15 protein-coding genes and 2 pseudogenes are annotated in these 22,009 nt (G+C 70.3%); 7 read left to right on the top strand and 10 right to left on the bottom strand.

Going from position 1 to position 22,009, the window contains the following annotated elements; genetic code table 11:
• Positions 1-88: 88 nt before the first annotated feature.
• Positions 89-919, top strand: coding sequence for a 1,4-dihydroxy-6-naphthoate synthase (locus tag ACLQ24_RS22395; RefSeq protein WP_425893679.1), 831 nt, complete (start codon positions 89-91; stop codon positions 917-919).
• Here the strand turns inward: ACLQ24_RS22395 and ACLQ24_RS22390 are convergent.
• Together ACLQ24_RS22390 and ACLQ24_RS22385 are read right to left on the bottom strand one after the other, a co-directional pair.
• On the bottom strand, positions 880-1,266 hold the full coding sequence (locus ACLQ24_RS22390; RefSeq protein ID WP_088986676.1) for a cold-shock protein: 387 nt from the start codon (positions 1,264-1,266) through the stop codon (positions 880-882). The genes ACLQ24_RS22395 and ACLQ24_RS22390 overlap by 40 nt on opposite strands.
• A 27-nt stretch (positions 1,267-1,293) precedes the next feature.
• Positions 1,294-1,676 (bottom strand): annotated as a pseudogene (locus ACLQ24_RS22385) (hypothetical protein).
• Positions 1,677-1,760: 84 nt separating this feature from the next.
• Between ACLQ24_RS22385 and ACLQ24_RS22380 the strand changes: the two are divergent.
• Positions 1,761-4,241, top strand: coding sequence for a helicase-associated domain-containing protein (locus ACLQ24_RS22380; RefSeq protein WP_425893678.1), 2,481 nt, complete (start codon positions 1,761-1,763; stop codon positions 4,239-4,241).
• 27 nt (positions 4,242-4,268) lie between these two features.
• Here the strand turns inward: ACLQ24_RS22380 and ACLQ24_RS22375 are convergent, their stop codons facing one another.
• Entirely contained in the window at positions 4,269-4,505 is a 237-nt protein-coding gene (locus tag ACLQ24_RS22375) for a hypothetical protein (protein WP_425893677.1), read from the bottom strand.
• A gap of 483 nt (positions 4,506-4,988) precedes the next feature.
• On the opposite strand from ACLQ24_RS22375, the gene ACLQ24_RS22370 reads away from it, so the two are divergent.
• Positions 4,989-6,668 carry a DNA repair helicase XPB gene (locus ACLQ24_RS22370; protein ID WP_425893675.1) on the top strand — a complete coding sequence of 560 codons (1,680 nt, stop codon included), beginning with the start codon at positions 4,989-4,991 and terminating at the stop codon, positions 6,666-6,668.
• Between the two features lie 159 nt (positions 6,669-6,827).
• Here the strand turns inward: ACLQ24_RS22370 and ACLQ24_RS22365 are convergent, their stop codons facing one another.
• The 3 genes from ACLQ24_RS22365 to ACLQ24_RS22355 form a co-directional block, all read right to left on the bottom strand.
• A complete protein-coding gene (locus ACLQ24_RS22365) occupies positions 6,828-7,172 on the bottom strand; it encodes a type II toxin-antitoxin system HicB family antitoxin (RefSeq protein ID WP_425893674.1) in 345 nt (114 codons plus the stop codon).
• Positions 7,172-7,417 carry a toxin HicA gene (locus tag ACLQ24_RS22360; protein ID WP_280840363.1) on the bottom strand — a complete coding sequence of 82 codons (246 nt, stop codon included), beginning with the start codon at positions 7,415-7,417 and terminating at the stop codon, positions 7,172-7,174. Before ACLQ24_RS22360 ends, ACLQ24_RS22365 begins: the two co-directional genes overlap by 1 nt.
• Before the next feature lie 191 nt (positions 7,418-7,608).
• Positions 7,609-7,818, bottom strand: a complete 210-nt coding sequence (locus ACLQ24_RS22355; protein ID WP_425893673.1) for a winged helix-turn-helix domain-containing protein — start codon at positions 7,816-7,818, stop codon at positions 7,609-7,611.
• Between the two features lie 484 nt (positions 7,819-8,302).
• On the opposite strand from ACLQ24_RS22355, the gene ACLQ24_RS22350 reads away from it, so the two are divergent.
• A complete protein-coding gene (locus tag ACLQ24_RS22350; protein WP_425893672.1) occupies positions 8,303-8,617 on the top strand; it encodes a hypothetical protein in 315 nt (104 codons plus the stop codon).
• On the opposite strand, the pseudogene ACLQ24_RS22345 reads toward ACLQ24_RS22350, so the two are convergent.
• Positions 8,565-8,675 (bottom strand): annotated as a pseudogene (locus tag ACLQ24_RS22345) (zinc metalloprotease); the annotation flags it as partial. The gene ACLQ24_RS22350 and the pseudogene ACLQ24_RS22345 overlap by 53 nt on opposite strands.
• A 356-nt stretch (positions 8,676-9,031) precedes the next feature.
• Positions 9,032-9,784 carry a TIGR03089 family protein gene (locus ACLQ24_RS22340; protein WP_425893671.1) on the bottom strand — a complete coding sequence of 251 codons (753 nt, stop codon included), beginning with the start codon at positions 9,782-9,784 and terminating at the stop codon, positions 9,032-9,034.
• Between the two features lie 447 nt (positions 9,785-10,231).
• On the opposite strand from ACLQ24_RS22340, the gene ACLQ24_RS22335 reads away from it, so the two are divergent.
• Positions 10,232-14,701 (top strand): hypothetical protein, encoded by a 4,470-nt coding sequence (locus ACLQ24_RS22335; RefSeq protein WP_425893670.1) that lies wholly within the window; start codon positions 10,232-10,234, stop codon positions 14,699-14,701.
• A 407-nt stretch (positions 14,702-15,108) separates the two neighbouring features.
• On the opposite strand, the gene ACLQ24_RS22330 is transcribed toward ACLQ24_RS22335, so the two are convergent.
• Positions 15,109-17,607: a glycosyl hydrolase 2 galactose-binding domain-containing protein gene (locus ACLQ24_RS22330; protein ID WP_425893669.1), complete on the bottom strand. Its 2,499-nt coding sequence runs from the start codon at positions 17,605-17,607 to the stop codon at positions 15,109-15,111.
• A gap of 123 nt (positions 17,608-17,730) precedes the next feature.
• On the opposite strand from ACLQ24_RS22330, the gene ACLQ24_RS22325 reads away from it, so the two are divergent.
• Positions 17,731-18,750 carry a LacI family DNA-binding transcriptional regulator gene (locus ACLQ24_RS22325; RefSeq protein WP_425893668.1) on the top strand — a complete coding sequence of 340 codons (1,020 nt, stop codon included), beginning with the start codon at positions 17,731-17,733 and terminating at the stop codon, positions 18,748-18,750.
• Positions 18,751-18,759: 9 nt separating this feature from the next.
• Here ACLQ24_RS22325 and ACLQ24_RS22320 read toward each other — a convergent pair whose 3' ends face one another.
• Entirely contained in the window at positions 18,760-21,156 is a 2,397-nt protein-coding gene (locus ACLQ24_RS22320) for an EAL domain-containing protein (RefSeq protein ID WP_425893667.1), read from the bottom strand.
• Between the two features lie 271 nt (positions 21,157-21,427).
• Between ACLQ24_RS22320 and ACLQ24_RS22315 the strand changes: the two genes are divergently transcribed.
• Positions 21,428-21,820, top strand: coding sequence for a PH domain-containing protein (locus ACLQ24_RS22315; protein ID WP_425893666.1), 393 nt, complete (start codon positions 21,428-21,430; stop codon positions 21,818-21,820).
• Positions 21,821-22,009 lie beyond the last annotated feature (189 nt).

Genomic DNA, 22,009 nt, shown 5'->3' with positions numbered 1-22,009 from the left:
GACATAGCGCTCGGGTAACACTCCGGACACCCGTGATGTTCCTACCCCACCAACCATGATCCACAAGACAGGCCCTAACGTGAGGGGCGTGGCGCTCTCACTGGCGATCTCGCCCTGCCCCAACGACACGTTCGTCTTCGACGCCCTGGTGCACGGGCGGGTGCCCGGCGCCCCGCCGGTCGAGGTGACGTACGCCGACGTGGACGTGACCAACACGGCGGCCGAGCGGGGTGCGTTCGATCTGGTGAAGGTGAGCTACGCGGCGCTGCCCTGGCTGCTCGACGACTACCACCTGCTGCCCTGCGGCGGCGCGCTCGGTCGCGGGTGCGGGCCGCTGGTGCTCACCAGGGGCGACCGCGCCGACCTGACCGGCGCCACGGTGGCCGTGCCGGGCGACCGGACCACCGCGTACCTGCTGTTCCGGCTCTGGTCGGCCGGACGGCCGCCGGCCCGGATCGAGGTGGTTCCGTTCCACGAGATCATGCCGGGCATGGCTGCCGGCCGCTACGACGCTGGGCTGGTCATCCACGAGGCCCGCTTCACCTACCACCGGCACGGCCTGACGGCGCTGGTCGACCTCGGCGAATGGTGGGAGACCGACACCGGCCTGCCCATCCCCCTCGGTGCGATCCTGGCCCGGCGCGGCACGGTCGACCCGGAGGCCGCCGCCGGCTGGATCCGCGAGTCGGTCCGGCAGGCCTGGGCCGACCCGACGGTCAGCCGGGAGTACGTGCTCGCGCACGCTCAGGAGATGGAACTCGACGTGGTGGACCGACACATCGGCCTCTACGTCAACGAGTTCACGGCCGACCTGGGCGAGGCCGGCTTCGCCGCGGTGACGGCGCTCCTCGACCGCGCCGCCACCGCCGGGCTGGTGCCTCAGACCTCCAGCTCGCGCGCGACCGCGTGGACCAGCTGAGCGATCTTCTGCGCGGTCTTCTTGTCCGGGTACCGGCCCCGACGCAGGTCCGGCTGGACCTTCGCCTCCAGCACCTTGATCATGTCTTCGACGAGGCCGTGCAGCTCCTCGGCCGGCCGGCGACGCAGCTCCGCCATCGACGGCGGCGCGTCCAGCAGCTTGACGCCCATGGCCTGCGCGCCGCGACGGCTGTCCACCACGCTGAAGTCGACCCGCTGACCGCCCTTGAGGTCGGTGACGCCCGCCGGCAACGCGCCCTTGGGCAGGAACACGTCACCGCCCTCGTCGCTGGTGACGAAGCCGTATCCCTTGGCCGTGTCGTACCACTTCACTCGACCCGTAGGCACCTGAAAACCCCTGCTTCACTTGAGCCGCTACTGCTCCAAGGCTAGCTGGATCATGCCGTCGAGCGCCGCTGGGAATCCGGTGAGATCGTCCAACACGACACTCGCCCCCGCCGCGCGCAGCTCATCCGGGAAGCACGGGCCGGTCGCCTTCTGCTCGGCGAACAGGTCACCGGCCAGCTCGTCCACCACGAGGCCGAGGTGGTCCAGGTGCAACCGGGCCAGTCGGCCGATCTTGGATGTGACGACGAGCACCGTTCCGCCCCGGGCACGGATCGCGTCGATCGCCTCCCGCGCTCGGCATCCACCGGTACGCCCGTCCTGGCGGTCAGTGCCCGGTAAGCCGCGGCGATGCCGGGCCAGGAGTCAACCAGGGTCATGTCGAGATCGAATCCGACGGTCAGCGCGGGCATGTCGAGAAACCTACCGGGCGACCCCCGACCGGCCGTACGTCCGAGGGGCGCGACCGGCCCACCCCGGGCTAGCGTGGAAAGACGATGACCACCTCACTCGCCGACCACCTACGGTCGCTGCCCGACGAGTCACTGGCCGCCCTCCTGCAACTGCGGCCGGACCTCGTCGTGCCCGTGCCGGCCGACATCTCCGCCCTGGCCATCCGCGCCCAGTCCCGGGTCTCGGTGGCCCGCGCGCTGGACGGACTGGACCAGTTCACCCTGCTGATCCTGGACGCCGCCCGGCTCACCCGGCACCCGGACGAGGGCACGACCGCCACCGATGTGATCCTCGCCATGGCGACCGCCGGACCGCACCCGCCGGCGCCGACGGCCGTCCGGGCCGCCGTGGACCGGCTGAGGGCGCTGTTCCTGCTGTACGGCCCCGAGCACGCCATGCACGTGGCGGCGGCCGTCGACGAGGTCTCCCCGTACCCCGCCGGGCTCGGTCGCCCCGCCGCCGACCTGGACGTTCGCGCGGCCGCTCTCTGCGCGGACCCGGCGAAACTGCGTCGGACGCTGCTCGCCGCACCCCCGTCTGCCCGGGCGATCCTGGACCGGTTGGCGGCCGGGCCGCCCGTCGGCAGCGTGCCCGCGGGCGCGTTGCAGGCACCGCCGATCGGCGTGCAGGACGCCGTTCTCGCCGACCCGACCAACGGTGGCGCACCCACCGGCTCGCCGGTGCGCTGGCTGGTCGACAACCGGCTGTTGGTGACCGTCTCGGCCGGCTCGTCGACGGCCGGCGGCACCGTCGAGCTGCCCCGCGAGGTCGGCCTCGTGCTGCGGCGCGACAGCGGCCCGCTCGGGCCGTTGCAGACCAGTCCGCCGTCGGTGGCTGCCGCTCCCCGCGAACCGAAGGCGGTCGACTCGGCCGGCGCCGGGCAGACCATGGAGGTGGTGCGGCACACCGAAGGGCTGCTGGAACAGCTCGCCGCCGAACCCGCCCCGGTGCTGCGTTCGGGGGGCATCGGTGTCCGGGACCTGCGCCGGCTGGCGCGTACCGCCGGCCTGGACGAGCCGACCACCGTGTTGCTGCTGGAGGTGGCCTACGCGGCCGGGCTCGCCGGTGAGATGGAGCTGCCCGGCTCGGCCACCGGCCGGTACGGGGCGGACCAGCAGGTGCTACCGACCGGCGGGTACGAGGTGTGGCGGGCCGGCTCCCTGGCCCAACGGTGGGAGCACCTGGCCCGCGCCTGGATGACCATGAACCGGCAGGTGGGGTTGGTCGGACGACGTGACGACCGGGACCGGCCGATCACCGCGCTGTCCGCGGAGGCCGAGCGGGCCGGTGCGCCGGCCACCCGGCGGGCGGTGCTCGGGGTGCTCGCCGATCTGGAGCCGGCGACCGCGCCCACCGCGGAGGAGCTACAGGCACTGCTGGACTGGCGGGCGCCACGGCGCAGCCGGGGCCGGGAGGCCGCCCACCGGGAGGTGCTGGCCGAGGCGGCGCAGCTCGGCATGATTGGGCTGGGGGCGCTCACCTCGTACGGGCGGTTGTTGTTGAGCGAGCTGACGTCGACCGACGAGTCGGGCGACCCGCTGGGGTTGCACGCGGACGCCGAGAGCGGCGACCCGTCCAGTGCCGTTCGGGCGTTGGACGCGCTGCTGCCTGCCCCGGTCGACCACTTCCTGGTGCAGGCCGACCTGACCGTGGTGGTGCCGGGGCCACCCGAGCCGGCGCTGGCCGCCGAGTTGGAGGCGACGACCGAACTCGAGTCGGCCGGCGGGGCGAGTGTGCACCGGGTCACCACGGCGAGCGTACGACGGGCACTGGACGCCGGTTACACGGCCGACGACCTGCACGAGTTGTTCCGTCGACGGTCACGTACCCCGGTGCCGCAGGGGCTCAGCTATCTGGTGGACGACGTGGCCCGTAAGCACGGCGGGCTGCGGGCCGGCTCGGCCGGGGCGTACCTGCGCAGCGACGACGAGGCGCTCCTCACCGAGGTGCTGGCCGACCGGCGGCTGGAGTCGTTGACGCTGCGCCGGCTGGCGCCGACGGTGTTGGGCACCCCGTACCAGGTCAGCCGGATGCTCAGCGCACTGCGGGACGCCGGGTACGCGCCGGTGCAGGAGGACGGCACGGGCAGCACGATGCTGACCCGGCCACGAGTCCGGCGTGCTCCGGCGCGGGTCGCGGTGACCACCAGGACGCTGGACCCGCTGGCCGCCCCGAAGCTGCCGATGCCCCGGCTGCTCGGGGTAGTCGACCACATCCGGCGGGGTGAGGCGGCGGCACGGGCGGCCCGTCGGGCCCCGGCGGTGGTCCGGGGTGGGGCGGCGGGGCTGGGCGGGGGCCCGGTGCCCGCGCACACACACAGCGAGGCGCTCGCCGTACTCCAGCAGGCGGTCCGCGACCGGGCGCTGGTCTGGGTCGGGTACGTGGACGCGCACGGGGCGACCGCGTCGCGGCTGGTCAAGCCGGTCTCGATCGGTGGGGGTTACCTGCGCGCCGAGGACGAGCGGACCGAGATGCTGCACACCTTCGCGCTGCACCGGATCACCGCGGCGGTGCTGGCGGACTGAGCCGGGCGACGCCGCCGGCGTGGCCGGTCAGCGGCGGCTGCGCCGTACGGTGCCGACGACCGAGACGATCAGCAGCAGGGCGAAGCCGGCACCCGCCGACTCGCCGACCGAGTCGACGAAGCCCTGCCGCAGCACCAGCCAGCCGAAGAGGAACCATCCGACGAGCAGCGCCGCCGCGAAGGCGTACGCGAACACGGTCGCGCGCGACACCTCGTCGGGCGATGCCTGCTCGTACTGCGCGACCATTTCACGGTCGACCGTCATACCCAGCCTCCCCGCCCCGTACGGCCCTGGACTCCCAGCGTGACACTCCTGCGACCGGTGTGACAGGGGATAAACCCCGGAACCGGGGCGTGTGGTCGAGCGTGGGGCGGGCGACGCCGGTGTGGGCCGGCCGTGCTGGGCCGGCCCGGACGTGCCGCTCGCCCCCGATACCTGCTCCGCCGCGCCGACCGGGGCGGCTCCCCCGCCACCACTCCCACCGGACTGCGGATCGAACGTGCACGCGCCGGCGCCGACCAGCACGACCACCACCAGTGCAACAAGTCGGGAAGTGCTTAGGGCACGCCTCATGGCACCTCCCTGGACAGTTGTCCCTTTACTAGACGTTCGTGAGTGCCGTCCTGGTTGCATCTGGTGAGCATCTTTCTTTCCACGTTCTCCGTCGTGCAACACTGGTTGGTCGGCCGGCGGCGGGTAAGCGACCGCCGCACAGCCCCGACGGCCAACCGAGGAGAGGACGCTGGCGTGAGTGGTGGACCGCTGATCGTGCAGTCGGACAAGACCCTGCTGCTGGAGATCGACCACCCCGACGCGCAGGCCTGCCGGATGGCGATTGCGCCCTTCGCCGAGTTGGAGCGCTCCCCGGAACACGTGCACACGTACCGGCTGACCCCGCTGGGGTTGTGGAACGCGCGGGCCGCCGGCCACGACGCCGAGGGCGTGGTCGACTCGCTGATCAAGTACTCGCGCTACCCGGTGCCGCACGCGCTGCTTGTCGACGTGGCCGAGACGATGGACCGGTACGGCCGGCTCCAGCTCGCCAACGATCCCGCGTACGGGCTGGTGCTGCGGGCGCTCGACCGGCTGGTGCTGATCGAGGTGGCCAAGAGCAAGAAGCTCGCCGGCATGCTCGGCGACAAGATCGACGACGACACGATCCGGGTGCACCCGTCCGAGCGTGGCCGGCTCAAGCAGGCGCTGCTCAAGCTGGGCTGGCCGGCGGAGGACCTGGCCGGTTACGTCGACGGTGAAGCGCACCCGATCGAGCTGGCCGAGGCCGGCAAGGACGGGCGCAAGCCGTGGACGCTGCGGTCGTACCAGCGCGAGGCTGTCGAGGCGTTCTGGGCCGGCGGGTCGGGCGTGGTGGTGCTGCCCTGCGGCGCCGGCAAGACCCTGGTCGGCGCGGCGGCGATGGCCGAGGCGAAGGCGACCACGCTCATCCTGGTCACCAACACCGTCGCCGGCCGGCAGTGGAAGCGGGAGTTGATCGCCCGCACGTCGCTGACCGAGGAGGAGATCGGCGAGTACTCCGGCGAGCGCAAGGAGATCCGCCCGGTCACCATCGCCACGTACCAGGTGCTCACCTCGCGGCGCGGCGGCGCGTTCACCCACCTGGACCTGTTCGGCGCCCGCGACTGGGGCCTGGTCGTCTACGACGAGGTGCACCTGCTGCCCGCGCCGATCTTCCGCTTCACGGCGGACCTCCAGGCCCGCCGCCGGCTGGGCCTGACGGCGACTCTGGTACGCGAGGACGGCCGCGAGGGCGACGTGTTCAGCCTGATCGGGCCGAAGCGGTACGACGCGCCGTGGAAGGACATCGAGTCGCAGGGCTGGATCGCCCCGGCCGAGTGTGTCGAGGTCCGGGTGACGCTCACCGACGCGGAGCGCATGTCGTACGCGACGGCGGAGGCCGAGGAGCGCTACCGGATGGCGGCGACAGCGCGCACCAAGCTGCCGGTGGTCAAGGCGCTCGTCGACCGGCACCCGGACGACCAGGTGCTGGTGATCGGCGCGTACATCGACCAGTTGCACCAGATCGGCGAATACCTGGACGCGCCGATCGTGCAGGGCTCCACCACGAACAAGGAGCGGGAACGGCTGTTCGACGCGTTCCGCACCGGCGAGCTGCGGACCCTGGTGATTTCGAAGGTCGGCAACTTCTCCATCGACCTGCCCGAGGCGGCGGTCGCGATCCAGGTGTCCGGCACGTTCGGGTCACGCCAGGAGGAGGCGCAGCGGCTGGGTCGGGTGCTGCGCCCGAAGGCCGACGGCCGGCAGGCGCACTTCTACACGGTCGTCTCCCGGGACACGATCGACACCGAGTACGCGGCACACCGGCAGCGCTTCCTCGCCGAGCAGGGGTACGCGTACACCATCGTCGACGCCGACGACGTCCTCGGCCCGTCCCTGCCGTCCTTCGACTGACACTCCGCTGTGGCGCCTAGCGCTCCGGTCTGCAGGGCTGTGGCACGCCGGTGGGCGCGGCCGTTCAGTGACCCTGCCGGCCGTTGGCGAACTCGCCACGCAAACCCGATGAGGAACGGGCGCAGCGAGGGTGAACAGTTAGTTGATCAACTGCTTTCCTCAGGCGGCGCTGAGCTTCCGCAGGACGTACTGGTTGAGGCTCATGCCATCCTCGGCGGCGTGGATGGCCAGCTCACGGTGCAGGCTCTCGCCTACGCGCAGGTTGAACTTACCCGAGTAGCTGCGCTCTGCGAACGGCTGCGGCACCGCCTCGCCCTGCTCCTCCATGTCCGCGATCACTTCACGCAGTAGGTCCTGAAGCCCCTGCAGAGCCTCGATCTGGGAAGGTGCCAGCCAGGAGAGGGACGGGAACTCAGCGCAGGTGGCGACGAACTCTCGGTCCTGGACCGACCACGTGACACGGTAGGTGTAGTGGGACACCTCAGGATGGGAATCGGTCTGCATCACATGGCCTCCTTCTTGTCGATCGCCTTGAGCACTTGCCGTACCTGGTACGCCTTGGCTTTCCCCTTGTCGTTCTGGATGTTGACGCGCGGGTCCCCCGCCCAGGGCATCTTGAACACCGCGTGGGAGGTGCCGGCCTGCCGCGGCTTCCCGAAGTAGTGCTCGCACACCCCGTAGAGATCGTTGTAGGCGATGTTCTGCTGGTTCTTCCGCATCGCTTCAACGAGCTTGTCAATGGACGGCACAGGAGGATGGTACTGCTAGCGGTACCACCGTCACAACGCTTCGCCCGGGTGGGCTGAACGGGGCTCCCTTGGGACCGGAGCGGACGGCCCGCATGGGTTGCCCGCTGCCCATCGAGCAGGAAGCACCTCCACCCTGAGGTCGACAGGAGGGGCCTCCACCAGCACCGCTAGGCACGAGGCTGCTTGCAGCGTCAGCGGGGGGTGGACTCAGCGACAAAGACGCCGCGACCAGGGCGCCCAACCAGCACGCCCTGCTCCCGCAGCGTCGCAACCGCCCGCTGGATCGTCGAGTGCGAAACATCGTAGGAGTCGGCAAGCGCGCGACCCGAGGGCAACTGGCTGCCCGGCGGATATGTCCCGTCCTTGATTTTGCCTCGCAGGTCGTCTAGCAGCTCGTCCATGGTGGGCGGGATAGGCACGATGCGGCCCCTTGCAGTCGGTTGGCCCACCCAGTATTGATCCACCCCCTCGACGTAGGCAATGCATGTACTGAAAGAGGTGATAGTGGTGACATAATGAAGGTGATGATGGTTCGGTAGAAGAGGTTAGAGCAGTACTTGACGTAGGTGATGCTGCATCGGTAGCGTCACTGTCGGTGATGCGGTGCTGCTGCGGTCGGTTGGCGCCTCTCGTACCGGTCTCGCATCGCCGCTGAGACCCCACCCTCCGCGCTCCCCCGGCGCGGCCCTGCCGCCGTACCGCCGATCGAGGCTGCGGTCGCAGGGTGGGGCGGTCTCCGCCGACCGCAACCGGCGGAGACCGCCCCCTCCACTTCGACGCGACCCGACGAAGGGCGGTCCCCCATGCGCGACCCGATCCGCCAACTGGTGAGCCGACGCGAAGAGAGACACCGATGGCAGCAGCCACCCAGAACCACCGGCACCGATGACCGAGCGCTGGGTGATCCACCTGCCGGTCACCGCGCCCGACCTGCTCCGGGCCCGAATCCTCGCCCGGACCGCCGCCCGCGTGCTGGCCCGGCTCACCGCCCGCGTCGAGCCGGGCGGGGTGACCGTGTCGGCCGAGGACCAGCAGTGCGTACGCCACTGGGTTTTCTGCGATCGGCGACTACCCGGCGGCGGCCGATGTGCCCTGCCTACCGACCACAGCGCGCCCTGCTCGCGACGCGCGCCCTGGCTCGTCAGCCGGCGCGGAACGCCACCCAGGCGTCGCTCATCCGGTCGGCCTGAACTGCGGTGAACATGTCCATGCAGGAGTCCTGCGTGTAGTCCATGAAGTTGTGGATCGGGTCCAGCCCGGGTGCCGTGCCGGCTCCTGGGCCGTCGCGCCCTCGGTGACCCGGGCGGCGCTCTGCTCGCCGGCGCAGGCGGCGACGCCCGGGGAGGCGGTCACGGGGGCGGCGGTGGCCAGCGCCCCGGACGCGCCGCCGGACGCCAGGAACGTGGCGGCGGTGGCGGTGAGGACCGCCAGTCGGAAGGTCGATCTGCTCTGCATCGGTGCACCCTCCGGTGAGGGAGCGGTGCGGGGTCCAAGATGCCGTCGCTCCGGTATGAGAACAGGTCGACGACATCGACAAAAGACCCTCTGAGCTGGGCAGATGCCGATGTAACGGAACAGGGTCGACCAGCGCTGTTAGGCCTGACCGGCAGCGGTCTACAGGACCCGGGTCACCTGCTCGGCGGCGACGATCGCGTCCCGTCGGGCCGGGTCGAGGTTGGCGCTGATGACCACTGACGCGCCGGCCGACAGCGGCGCGAGCAACCACTTCAGCGGCTGCTCGTGTTCGCCCGCGTCGACCAGCAGTCGGTCCCCGGCGCGCAGGTCGAGCATTCCGGCGATCTCCCGGGCGAGCGCGCCCCACTGACCGTAGGTCGTGCCGTCCGCGCTCGCCGGGTCCGACGGGTGGATGGCCGTGTGGTCGGGCGTGACGTCCGGGTGGCGAAGCACCTCGGCGGACCAGTCCAACCAGCCCAACGGCACGTCGACGAGCCGGCCCGGCCCGGTGCCGACCAGGTAGCGGTGCGGCGCGTCCGGCACGTCCTCCAACCAGTCGTCCTGCCGTTCGGGGGTCACGAAGACCGCGTCGAACGGCCGGTCGCCGCCCGGTTCGAGCACCGGCAGGCCCGCCGTGGCGCGCGGCCGGAACGACACCGCCAGGCCGCACGCCCACGCGCCCAACAACACCACGGCGGTACGCCAGTGCGGCGGCAGTAGCACCGCTACGCGGCTGCCGGGGCCGAGCCCGCAGCCGTCCCGCAGCAGGCTCGCACTGCGCGCGGACCACGCGCCGACCTGCCGTGCGGTGAGGTCGACGCGTTCACCGGTCGCCTCGTCGCGGTAGCTGATCAGCGGGCTCTCGATGGCGGTGGGCGGTACCGACTCCTCGGCCGTGGCGTGTGGTTGCATCCGCGTGCTCCCGGTGGTGACGACGTCCGCACCACCCTACGCAACGACTTTGGTCGCCGCCGTCGTCGGCCGATGGCCGTAGCGGCTGGCCGGATGGCTCGCGCACGGTGGCCGACGACCCCGCCGAGCCGCCGAGTTCGGGCGACCCGCAGCAGGTGCTCGACGCCAGCCGACGCCACGACGCCCACCTGCATTCGCTGCGCTAATGTCTGTGCGCCGAGGATGCCGCGGCGGGGTTGGGGTGTGTTGCGGTGCCACCCAAGATCGTGCAGGCCATCCTCGCCCTGCGTGACGTCGAAGCCAGCCTCTACGCGGGATGGAATCCGCTCATTGTCCAGTCCTAGTCGGGACGCTTGAGCGCAGGTGATTACCGGGACACACCCCGCGTGATCCGTTGTTGGCGGGCTGCCGGTCCCGGTTGGAGCGTCAAGAGGGGTAACGGTGCGGATGCCGAGGATTGTGGGCGCGGGCTGCCCCGAAGACCTCATCACCTTCGTCCTGTCCGGCGTGTTTCTCAGTCTGGCGCGGACGCCGGTTCCACCGGAGGTACATTCGGCCGCCCGGATGCCCGGTTTGCATCTGGTCCATACGGCGCCGGAAACGGCCGAATCCGTGCTGGCCGTGCAGGCCCTGTTGGCGCAGCCGCCGAGTGTGATCGAGCAAATGGTGGACGTCCCGCCGGCTTCGGTAGCCGCCACGCTCGATCTGGCCGGGGCGATCGCCCGCGCCGACACGCTGCGTCTACCAGTCCTTCTTGCTGCACATGCCGTGAAGGGCGCGGATAGCGTCCGAGTCCGCCCGATCAACGCTCTGGGGCGTCGCGTCTCCCCAGATGACGCGGACTATGGGCTCGTGCTGCCTGTTAACCATTTGGTCGCTGAATGCGCGGCTAACACCACGGGCCCCGCCGCTGACCGGCAGCAGGTCAACTCCGATCCGTCGATGCTCGACGCTTTCGGGGGGTTGCCGCGCGAAACCGTGGTCGTCAAGATGCCCGCCGATCTCCACTCACCTGCCCCGACCCAGAAGGCGACTGAGGCTCACCCGCCAATCGCCACCCCGACTACCGCAGCGCTGCGTCTACGCGGCGGCTCCTCGCCTATGGACCGGGTTCGCGGTGCCCTCGGTAGCACCTCTGTCTCGAGCCCGTCAAACGCGCCGGTCGGAGGGTCGCGCGACAACGCGTCCGCTGTGCCCAGCGAGGGGTGGTCGGGGCCCGGACAGGTGCTGTTGGAGCAACTGTGGCGAGAGCACCGGCAACGGCAGCGGCGTCCAGGTTGGCAGGGGCAGCCGCTGGGCCGCCTCCGATTGTGGGGTCGTGATCTGTTTGGGCTGCGTGACCTACCACCCAAGCCAGACTTCCTGCCGCCATCTTTCGACTCCTTCGACGACATCCCCACAAATTCGTTGCTCGATCTGTTTTACCGGCTCGACCTGACCGTGGCAGATTCACCTGTGAACCTCGATTCGCTGCAACGGGAAGACGGCACGGTTTGGCGTGACTCGAACGTGACGTGGATGGGCCCGTTGGCGAACCCCGCCGAAGAGACGAGAAGCGCTCTAGCCGTCGCGGAGATGCCCAGGATCGTGCACACGTTCTGGTACGGGAGCGCACTGGACAAGTTGCACACAACAACCCAGAAATTTCAGCAGACAATTGCGGAGTCGGCGCGCAATGGCAAGCGTCTTGCATTCGCCACGGTGTTATGGACGACGGTTACCCGCGAGCAGTTCCGCTCTCCTGATGCATCGGTCACAAGCATGCTTGACTGGGCGAGGCGCAACGATATTATATTAATCAACGTGCATGAGGTCTTCAATGCCGCCACGCCGATGCACCTGATGGACGAGTTCCAGCTCGCACTGTCGAAGGGGACATCCGGTGGGTATGCCGAGGGCAAAGACATTTCCCTCCCGGAAGTCCTTCACCGTTTCGGCGGTATCGGCATGGACGGTGACAACATTCTGCATAGCAAGAAGGGATTGCGTACGACGTTCAGCCACTACGGATTCGCCCTCGAAGTCTATCCCGATCAGGGCTGCGCGAATAACTCGGCGATGCTGTTCGCGCGGCGACATCCGGTGGCCGAGAAACTGATCGACTTGCTGCGAAAGAACTACAGTCTGCACGTCGACGAACTGCGTCCGGATTTGCACCGAATCGCCGAAGATGAGACCGCTCAGAGCGAGCATTACGCCAGAGTTGCCTCTACCAGGTACCTGGCCCGGTCCATCATGGAACGCAGTGGACCGCTGAATATTGAGCCACTCCTGGGGGCAACAGGACACGATGCCGACAGCATTCCAACTATCGACCAGCGGCATTTCAAGATGGGAATCGCGCACACCTGGTTGCCTGAGCTGCATAGGGAACCGGAAGCTTTAGTTGACATAGAAGCGGGGGCGGCGCAAGCCCGCGTGTTGCCGGCTCTGCAGCGGGCCGTCACCTATCTCGTTCGTGAGCTGGCAAACCGTAAGGGCGACCTGAACCTGCTGGCTGTCGAGTCGTTAATCAAGGATCTTCCGAATCCTACCGCTGCCTGGGAGGCGGTCGTTGGATTCCTTCTCAGGTCGCCCGACTTTCCTGACTTGATCCGGACGGCCACCTACTCTCACTTTGCCAACCTGAACAACGAGTCGCATGACGCAGCCGAAATCGAGCGCCACACCGTTAACCTTCCACAGTCGGTGAGGGAGGCCCTCGGCATCCCGGAGCAGCCCCGCCTCATGCCCGGCACTCACATGTCTCGGGGCGCCTACCAGGTGCCGGTCAAGCTGCGCGACCGGCCCTGGCTGACGATCGACTTCGGCAAGAAGGGCACCGATCTGGACGCTATCTCCTTAGCAAAGATTAAGCAGATTGCCAATTCGGTCGCCGCTGACCTGCGTCGCGGATTCCACGTCGATGTCTTCGTCGAGGGCGGCGGGAACGGCAGCGCTTTCGGCATGAGCCGTGGGGCGCAGGAAGTCGGATTGGCTCGCGCGACCACCGTGCACCGCCAGCTCATACTCTATTTCCCGGCGGTGACGAACCAAGTGGTTCTTCACCCCCCCTTCTCCCGAGGCGCCGGGGAGTCGGCCGGGCCAGTGGTCGTCGACGCTTCGGATCTGGGCCGACGCCAGGTCGCCGTCTGGTGGTCGCGCCGGCTGCCACCACTCATCGACCCGGTACAGGTGCAGGTCAGCCACGATGGCTCCCTCTCGGGGGCGGCAATGTCGACTCTGCGCACCCTGGCATCCGCCGTCGTGGAGAGCTCCGCCGACGGCGCGCTGGAACTGCAGGTGGTCGGCACGAATCGCACACAGGTACGGGCCGTGCTGCAGCGCCTGATGCCGGATGTGATTGCCAACCTTCCCGAGCACAAAAAACGCGCGAGTGCCGTGACGATCGCGGAGCTCGGCCCACCTGCCACGCTGCCCAGCGACACGGTGCTGATCCACCCGCGCCTGCAGCGGCTCGTGCCTCTCAATCGTGCTGATCAGGGCCTGGTGAACGCAGTTAACGACAGGTTGTTGACTCACGGAATTCCGCAGACCCCGGCCACCATTCTTGAGGCAGCCAAGATGCTTGGCCACACGTACCCAAACGATCAGATCTCAGAGATCGCCGGATATTTCCATGACGTGCAACGTCCGTTTCGCCTACGCGGCGGCGCTACCTACAGCGAGCGGATACGCGCCGCCTTGTCCTCCGCTCTACGCCCCGAGCCTTCAGTCCTGGCCAAGGACAACGGTGCCATCAGCAGCAACGGTGAGATCGGAAGTTTGGCTCCCCCGCCAATCCATTCCCGCGCGGACCCACCGCGGGCGGATGTCGAGGTCGAGGCGCTCGGCGAGCCGAGTTGGCCACTGCGGCTGACAGACGCCGTCACCAAACACGGTCACGTCTACGTGATCTCCGACAACGGCGAACGCGAACAGTGGCCGTTACGCACGGAGCTGATCGCCGCCGCTGACCACCGGCATCCTGTAATCCTGCTGGACGCCCCGAGAGCCGGTCGGCCGCCGCTTGCGTCCCACCTCGCCACCCTGAGCTACTTACTCGAACAACTCGCCCAACGCGGTCTACCACAACTACCCCTCGTGGTCACCCCCGCCGCCGTCGACCCTGTGCTCAACGTGACAAAGCAGTACGGCGCTGTCACCGTTCATCAAACTCTCGAAAAATCGCACAACAGCACCGCTCACCTTGGGCCCCTGTGGAAAGCCACCTCCGCCAGGCAGGACGCTTCCACCGACACCTCTGACGATCCCTGGCCCCGCATCACGGCCGGCGTCCTGCACGCCGCGGCCAAACTCGCCCATCCCACTGAAGCCGTCACCCGTATCGACGACACCTTCGGCGCGTTGATCTGGGCCGCCGACCTCACACAAGCCCGCACAGCCTTCGACAGGCTCAACACGCAATGGTCTACGCGACAACTGAAGACCGGTCTGACCCACGTCAAACAGATCATCGAACGGGCCGGCAATCATCCTCACCTGATCGCCCTCGAACCCATACTGGAACTCGGCGTGCGCAGGGAAGCCAACACCTTCTTCGACTACGCCAACACCCCAGAGACCGACCGTCCCCGAACGCTACTCAGCGCGGTAGGCCGCCTCGAGGCGGCCTACCTTACCGGTGCAGCACCCGACTCCGGCCTCACTAGCCTCGAAAAGATGGTCACCGTGGTCGGCGGCGACGCAGATCTGACCTCCGTGTCGAAATCACTACTCGCCGCCATCAACGACATCAAAGCCGGCAACTTCCACACCGCCGAACTCTTCAAAACCAACAACGCCCACAAACTTGACGCCAACGAGAAGACAAGCCTAGCCAACACTGCCGCCGAGCTAGCAGCCGTCATGCCCCACCACCACCAACAACAACTCCACCTGCTAGTCACAGGAATCCTCGAATGCCCACCGAAATGACTTGAGGCTTAAAGGCACTCGATGATGCTGTCCCGCTCGGACAATCAAGGAGAGCACCTTCCTGAACACACGGAACCTCAAAGCGCGACGTGGCCGGCGTCGCCGCTGGTGTGGCGCTTACCGCCGCGACGCTCGTCGGCACCAGCCTGCCCGCGGCGGCAGCGATGGGAACGGGCCGGTTCCAGCTCTGCGCACAGGGCAACTACACCGCCAGCGTGTACTTTCTACGCGGAGGACAGCTTCAGCAACCCGCACTCGAGGTCCAGCAGGAGCTGACCGGAGCGCGGTTCACCGTAGCTGGTCAAGGCCGTCCTGTGGCGCGTCACAGGGCGGCCTTGACTCATCTCGGGTGCCGTCGGTCCCGGCGAAAGCGGACCATCAGCCGCCCGCGTGTTGCCGCTGCCCAGTTAAGGGAGGTCGTTGACGCAGCGGAGCACCGGCCGCGTCGTCAGGGCGACCGGGTCCAACGCCGTATCGGAGCGCACGGTGAAGGTCGCCGATTCTCCCGGTAGGAGGGTAACCAGGGCGCGGTCCGCTGCGGCCGAGCCGTCGAGCCGGTCCGGGAGGAGGGTCAGGTCGCGCAGCACCGTGCGCGCCGTCACCCGCACCCGCTGACCGCCGTCGACCGGCTCGACCGTCGCGTCCCACGCCGCCGCCGGCCAGTCGACCTCCCGGTCCTCGGCGAAGAACCACAGCGCACGCTCCGCCGTGTCGCCCGCCTCGGCGACCAGCAGCTCACGGCGGCCCTCGTCCGGCCGCGCCAGCTCCACCGGCAGCTCCAGCGTCACCGAGGAGTACGCAGGTACGTCCAGCTCGACCGTCGTCTTCGCCCGGGGCTCGCCGCTCAGGGTCAGCCGGGTCGCCGAGGCGAAGGCCCGCCACGGCAGAGCGGTCTCGTTGACCGCGACCAGGACCAGCCCACCCCCGCCAGGAGGAACGCCCTCGCCGGCAGGACCGTCGCCGCCGGCCAGCCCGCCGTCGCGGGGTTGCACGGTCAACAGGCGATCGGCGTACGCGTGGCGTAGCGCGTACCACAGGGGTTTGCGGCGGCCGTCGCCGTCGACGGCCGACCAGGAGGTCACCGGCCAGCAGTCGTTGAGCTGCCAGACGATCGTGCCGGCGCAGACGTCGCGGTGGGAGCGGAAGTGTTCCACCCCGAGCTGGATGGCCCGCGCCTGGTTGAGCTGCGTGAGGTAGTGCCAGTCGTCGAAGTCGGCCGGGGCGGGCAGGTGGGCGTCCAGGCCCCGCTGGAGCTTGGCGTCACCGCCGACGGCCTTCTGGTGGTACGCCATGCCCGGCGAGTCGGACGCGAGCGGATCGTCGCTGAGCGCACGCCGCAGCGTGGCGTACGTGGGCGGGCACTGGTAGCCGAACTCGGCCACGAAGCGCGGCACGTACTCCCGGTACTTCGTGTAGTCGTCGGTGTTCCACACGTCCCAGATGTGGGTGGTGCCGTGCGCCGGGTCGTTGGGGTGGATCATCTCGGTGCCCGACCAGGGGCTGCCCGGCCAGTACGGGCGGGTCGGGTCCAGCTCGGCGACGATGCGGGGCAGCACGTCGAGGTAGTAGCCACGCCCCCACGTACGGCCGGCGAGGGCTTCCTGCCAGTCCCAGTCGTGCCAGCCCCAGATGTTCTCGTTGTTGCCGGTCCAGAGCACCAGCGACGGATGCGGCGTCAGGCGGGTCACCTGCTCGGCGGCCTCGGCGGCGACCTCGGTGGCGAACGGCTCCTCCTCGGGGTACGCGGCGCAGGCGAAGAGGAAGTCCTGTTGGACGAGCAGGCCGCGTTCGTCGGCGAGGTCGTAGAAGTCCTCCGACTCGTACCGCCCGCCGCCCCAGACACGCAGCAGGTTGACGTTGGCGTCGGCGGCCTGGCCGAACCGCTCGGCGAGCCGTTCGCGGGTGATCCGGGTGGGGAACGCGTCGTCGGGGATCCAGTTGACGCCCCGGACGAAGACCGGCACGTCGTTGACGGAGAGCGCGAACGGGGTGCCGTGTTCGTCGGGGGTGGTGTCCAGCCGGACGGAGCGGAAGCCGATCCGCCGGGACCAGACGTCCACCGTGTCGCCGTCCGGCGCGTGCAGGGTCACCTCCAGTAGGTGACGGGCCGGTTCGCCGTACCCCCGTGGCCACCACAGCGCGGGTTCGCGGACGGCGAGGGTCAGCACGGCCGTGCGCTGCCCCGCCGGAACGACCGCCTCGGCGTGGGCGTCGGCGACGGCGGCGCGGACGGTCAGCGGGACGTCCGCGACGCGCTCGACCTCGACGTGCAGCTCGACCCGGCCGTCACGGCCGGCGAGCGTGACCAGCGGGCGGAGGGTGGCCAGCCGGGCGGTGGACCACGCGTGCAGGCCGATGTCCTGCCAGATGCCGGCGGTGACCAGCGTCGGTCCCCAGTCCCAGCCGAAGTTGCAGGCCATCTTGCGGACGAACTGGAAGGGCTCCGGGTACGCGTTGGGCCGGTCGCCGAGCCGGTCGCGCTGCGCCTCGGCGTAGCGGTACGCGGAGTCGAACGCGACGGTCAGCTCGTTGTCGCCGTCGCGCAGCAGTGGGCGGACGTCGAACCGGTGCCCGCGGTGCATGTTCTCGGTGCGGCCGACCTCGACACCGTTGACGCTGACGGCGGCGACGGTGTCCAGGCCGGCGCAGACCAGGTCGACCCGGTCGTGGTCGCCGGCCGGAGGGCGAAAGGTCGTCCGGTACGTCCAGTCGGTGCGGCCGATCCAGGCCAGGGACCGCTCGTTGTCGTCGAGGTACGGGTCGGGGATCAGCCCGGCATCGAGCAGGTCGGTGTGCACGCAACCGGGCACGGTCGCCGGTACGGTCCGGTCGACGATCTCCGAGGGCACGTCCACCCCGGATGTCGCCCGCAGGGTCCAGCCATCGTGCAGGGCCTGTCGGCTCACGATTCACCGCACCTTCGTGATCGAGACGTTAGCTGAACCGGATAAGCTCAGCCACCGTACGACCCGACCTCCGGGGTGTCAACGGCCGGTTGACGACCCCCTCAGCGGCAGAGGAGCACGCCGGTGAAGCGGCCGACCATCGCGGACGTCGCCCGACGCGCAGGGGTGTCCAAGGGTGCCGTCTCGTACGCGTTGAACGGGCAGCCCGGCGTCTCCGAGGTCACCCGGCAACGCATCCTCGCCATCGCCACCGAGATCGGGTTCAGTCCGAGCAGCGCGGCTCGGGCACTGTCCGCCGCCACGGCCGAGGCCGTCGGCCTGGCCCTGTGCCGGCCCGCACGGACACTGGGCATCGAGCCGTTCTTCATGGCGCTGATCAGTGGCGTGGAGGCCGAACTGTCGGCCCGCTCGTACGCGCTGACGTTGCAGGTGGTGGCCGATCACGACGCCGAAGTCGCCGTCTACCGGCGCTGGTGGGGTGAGCGCCGGGTGGACGGGGTCCTCGTCTGCGACCTGCGCACCGACGATCAGCGCATCCCGGCCCTGGAACAGCTACGCCTGCCGGCCGTGGTCATCGGCGGGCCGGACGGCACCGGGGAGCTGGCCAGCCTCTGGTCGGACGACGCGGCGGCGCTGACCGAGGCGGTGGAGTACCTCGTCGCGCTCGGGCACCGCCGGATCGCCTGGGTCGGTGGTCTGCCCGACCTGCGGCACACCGAGATCCGTACCGGCGCGTTCGCGGCGGTGTGCCGGCGTCTCGGCCTGGCCGACGCGGTCACCGTCTTCTCCGACTACACGGGCGAGGAGGGCGGGCGCGCCACCCGGCGACTGCTCAGCGCCACTCCCCGGCCGACCGCGGTCATCTACGACAACGACGTGATGGCCATCGCCGGGCTCTCGGTCGCCCAGGAGATGGGCCTGACCGTGCCGGGTGACCTGTCCATCGTGGCCTGGGACGACTCGCCCCTCTGCCGGCTGGTGCACCCGCCGCTGACGGCGTTGGGCCGGGACATCTCCGCGTACGGCGCGCACGCGGCCCGCCACCTGCTCGGCGTCATCGCCGGCGAGCCGGCGACGAGTGTACGGGACGAGACACCGCAGTTGACCCCGCGCGGCAGCACCGCACCGCCACGGCAGAGGTGAACCGGTTAATCACCGGTATGCCGAGGGAAACTCCTCGAAGTACGCCTCGACGCGCTCGGCGGTCGCCGGCCGCGACAGCGCGAAGCCCTGCCCGTAACGGCAGCCGGCCCGTTGCGCCCCCTCGACCTGGATCGGTGACTCCAACTCCTCGGCGACGATCTCCACGCCCAACCGCTCCCCGACGTTGACCACCACGTCGATCAGCGGCGGCTGCCCCGCCGGCTGTGCCCCCACCAGCTCCGGACCCACCTTCAGCAGGTCGATCGGCAGCCGGCGCAACTGGGCCAGCGAGGCGTGTTCGGCCCGGAAGTCGTCCAGCGCGGTGCGTACGCCCAGCAAGCGGAGACCCGCCAGCCGGGCCACCACCGTCGACAGGTCGGCGGCGACCCTCGGCTCGGACACCTCCACCACCAGGCGCTCCGGCGGCACCCCGTACGCGGCCAGGACCGCCGCGGCGCGCTGCACGAAGTCGGGCGTGGTCAGCTCCCGGGTGGTCACGTTGACGGCCATCCACAGCTCCCGGGAGCCCGCCGACCAGGCGGCCAACTGCCGGCAGGCCCGGTCCAGCACCCACCACTCCAACTCGCCGACCAGATCCAGATCCTCGGCCACCGGCAGCAGCTCGGCCGGGAGCACCGTGCCGAGCACCGGGCTGCGCCAGCGCAGCAGCGCCTCGGCGCCCACCGGCTGCCGGTCCGTCAGGTCGAGCACCGGCTGGTAGACCAGGTCCAGCTCGCCCCGGGCGACCGCGCCCGGCAGCTCACGTTCCAGGTCGAGTCGGCGGACCAACTGCTCCTCCAGGAACGCGTCGTACCACTCGACCCGGTCCCGGCCCAGTTGCACCGCCCGCCGCCGCGCCAGCTCGGCCTGCCGGAGCACGTCGGCCGGGCCCGCGCCACTCACCTCGGCCAGCCCGATGCTCGCCTGCACGCGCAGCACCGACCCGGCCAGCCGGTACGGCGAGGTGAGCGCGGTCAGCAGCCGGGTGCCCAACGCGTATGCCAGCACGGGCCCCGTGCCGGTGACCACCGCGAAGCCGGTGCCCGCGCAGCCGGTCACCAGGTCGCCGGGCGCGACGACTGCGCGGGCCCGCAGCACCGCCTCGGCGAGCGCGTCCTCGCGGGCCACCGGCCCCAGCCCCTCGGTGCCGTGCAGCTCCACCAGCAGCAGCGCACCAGCCGGCGCGGGCACGTCACCGATCGCGGCGAGGGCGGCGAGCAGGGCCGCATGGTCTCCCGGCCCGTCGCCGGCCGCGCCGGAACGGTGGTGTGCCGGCGACCAGGCGACACCCGTGTCGGGCCACGTCGCGCCGCCGTCGGTCGTGCCGGCGCGCCAGACACCGTCGACGCCGGACGTGGTGGTCACGGGAGCCCACGACTCCTCCGTCGCGGCCTTCCGGGGCGGTTGCGGCTCCCGGCGGCGGATCGGGTCGTCGGCGGCTCTGCGGTGTGCCGCGTGTCGCTCGGGGACGCCCGCGTCGCCGCCCCGCAGCAGCTCCCGCAGGACCAGAGGCGGCACCGCCGCCAGGGCGAGCAGCAGACTCGTCCGGTCCGGAGTACGACCGGAACCCAGGTGCAGGCCCGCCGCGAGCAGCAGCACCGACGCCGGGAGCACCGCCCGTGGCCAGGTCGTGGTGGGCGGACCGGCCGGCGGCGTCGCGCTGGCCGCCGCCACCGCTCGCGTCGCGCCGAGGGCGGTCAGCAGCATCCCGAGCACCAGAGGCGGCACCGCGAGAAGCGGCGCACGCCCGGTCGACGCCGCCGACAGGATCGCCAGCAACGCCAGCCCGACCAGGGTGAGCAGGACTCCTCCCCCGCAGATCGCGTCGCCCGAGCGCCGCCGGGGGCCGGTGAACGCGCTGAGCGCGGCGATGCCGAGCCCCGCCAGCACCAGCGCCGCGACCAGCCGGACCGGCGCTGGGAGGGTGGCGGCGGGCAGGAGCAGCCAGCCGGCCAGGGTCAGACCGACCGTCGGGCCGGTCGCGTCGACCAGCCCCCGCAGTCGGGCCGGCGCGGGCGTTCGTGCCGGGAGCCCGCGCAGCCCGGCCACGGCCAGGACCGCGACGATGAGCGACCCGAGCAGCGCGACCGCGCGATGGTGGGTGTCGACCAGCGGCAACGAGGCCGCGACCCAGCCGGCCGCCACCACGGCGGCGTCGAGCAGGATCGCCGACACCCGCCACGACGAGCCGGTGGACGGCGGGGCGGTGGGGCGGTGCGCGGCCAGCCGGGCAAGTCGTACCCCGGCGAGGGTGGCGCCCGCGCCACCGGCCAGCGCGATCACCACCGGGGTCGGGACCACCTCGGCGGCGCCGGCGAGGACGAGCAGCGCCACGGCCGTGGACACGGCGGCCTCCGGGGCCGCCCGGCGGGGGACGAGAAAACGGAACGGGTACGCGAGAAGCACGGCGGTCGCCTTCGTGAGGGGGCACGGGGCGGTGCGGGCGGTGCGGGCGGTGCTGCGGTGCTGCGGTGCGGTGCGGGCGGTGCTGCGGTGCGGTGCGGTGGGACGGCGGATGTTGCGAGTCCACTGCCCAACACTGGGAAACGACCGGCGACCGGATTGGTTACGCGTTGGTCATCGGCACGAAGCAGTGACTCGTGTCACTGTACGACGTGCGGACCCCGTGACACCGCCCGCCGTGACCCCTGCCGACCAAGGGTGGGATCATCGCAGGGTGAGTACGCCCGACACGGTCCGCTTCCGTTTCAACCAAGCCATCCTGGCCGCCGCGGTCATCGCCTTCATCGGCGCCCTGCCACTGGCGAACGCCCGGGCGTACCTGCTGCCGGTGCTGCTCGTCCCGCTCGGCGTCGGGGTGTGGGCGTGGCGGGCCGGCACCGACGCCGACTCTCGGGAGCTACGCCTGCGGGCGCTGTTCGGGCAACGCCGGATCGGCTGGGACCGGGTCGTCGAGTTGGCCACTGACGCGCGCGGGCGGGCCGTGGCCCGACTCGACGACGGCCAGCAGGTCGTCCTGCCGGCGGTACGCGGCACGGACCTGCCCCGCCTGGTCTCGGCCACCGGCCAGACCCTGCCGGACGCGACCGCCGGGACACCCGGCGCATAAGCTCGGCGCGTCCGCTGTCCGGGTTGATCCGGTAGCGCGTAACGGCTCGCCCACCGCCCGGCCGGCCACGGCCCGACCGCGACACCGCTCAGTAGCCGTCGACCACCGTGTTGATATTGACCCGTAAGGCAAATAGTTGATGGTCAGGAGGCGGCGTAGCGGACTTCGGGCTTGCGGAACAAGGATTTC

The sequence above is a fragment of the Micromonospora sp. DT4 genome (assembly GCF_049841675.1).
Classification (GTDB): domain Bacteria; phylum Actinomycetota; class Actinomycetes; order Mycobacteriales; family Micromonosporaceae; genus Micromonospora.
The sequence above is the reverse complement of the archived record's forward strand: the minus strand, read 5'-3'. Positions and strand labels throughout refer to the sequence as shown.

Bases quoted from the DNA above. Each gene is read 5' to 3' on its own strand.
- ACLQ24_RS22380 (WP_425893678.1), top strand. From the start codon at position 1,761: ATGACCACCTCACTCGCCGACCACCTACGGTCGCTGCCCGACGAGTCA.
- ACLQ24_RS22375 (WP_425893677.1), bottom strand. From the start codon at position 4,505: ATGACGGTCGACCGTGAAATGGTCGCGCAGTACGAGCAGGCATCGCCC.
- ACLQ24_RS22365 (WP_425893674.1), bottom strand. From the start codon at position 7,172: ATGCAGACCGATTCCCATCCTGAGGTGTCCCACTACACCTACCGTGTC.
- ACLQ24_RS22355 (WP_425893673.1), bottom strand. From the start codon at position 7,818: ATGGACGAGCTGCTAGACGACCTGCGAGGCAAAATCAAGGACGGGACA.
- ACLQ24_RS22350 (WP_425893672.1), top strand. From the start codon at position 8,303: ATGACCGAGCGCTGGGTGATCCACCTGCCGGTCACCGCGCCCGACCTG.
- ACLQ24_RS22340 (WP_425893671.1), bottom strand. From the start codon at position 9,784: ATGCAACCACACGCCACGGCCGAGGAGTCGGTACCGCCCACCGCCATC.
- ACLQ24_RS22335 (WP_425893670.1), top strand. From the start codon at position 10,232: ATGCCGAGGATTGTGGGCGCGGGCTGCCCCGAAGACCTCATCACCTTC.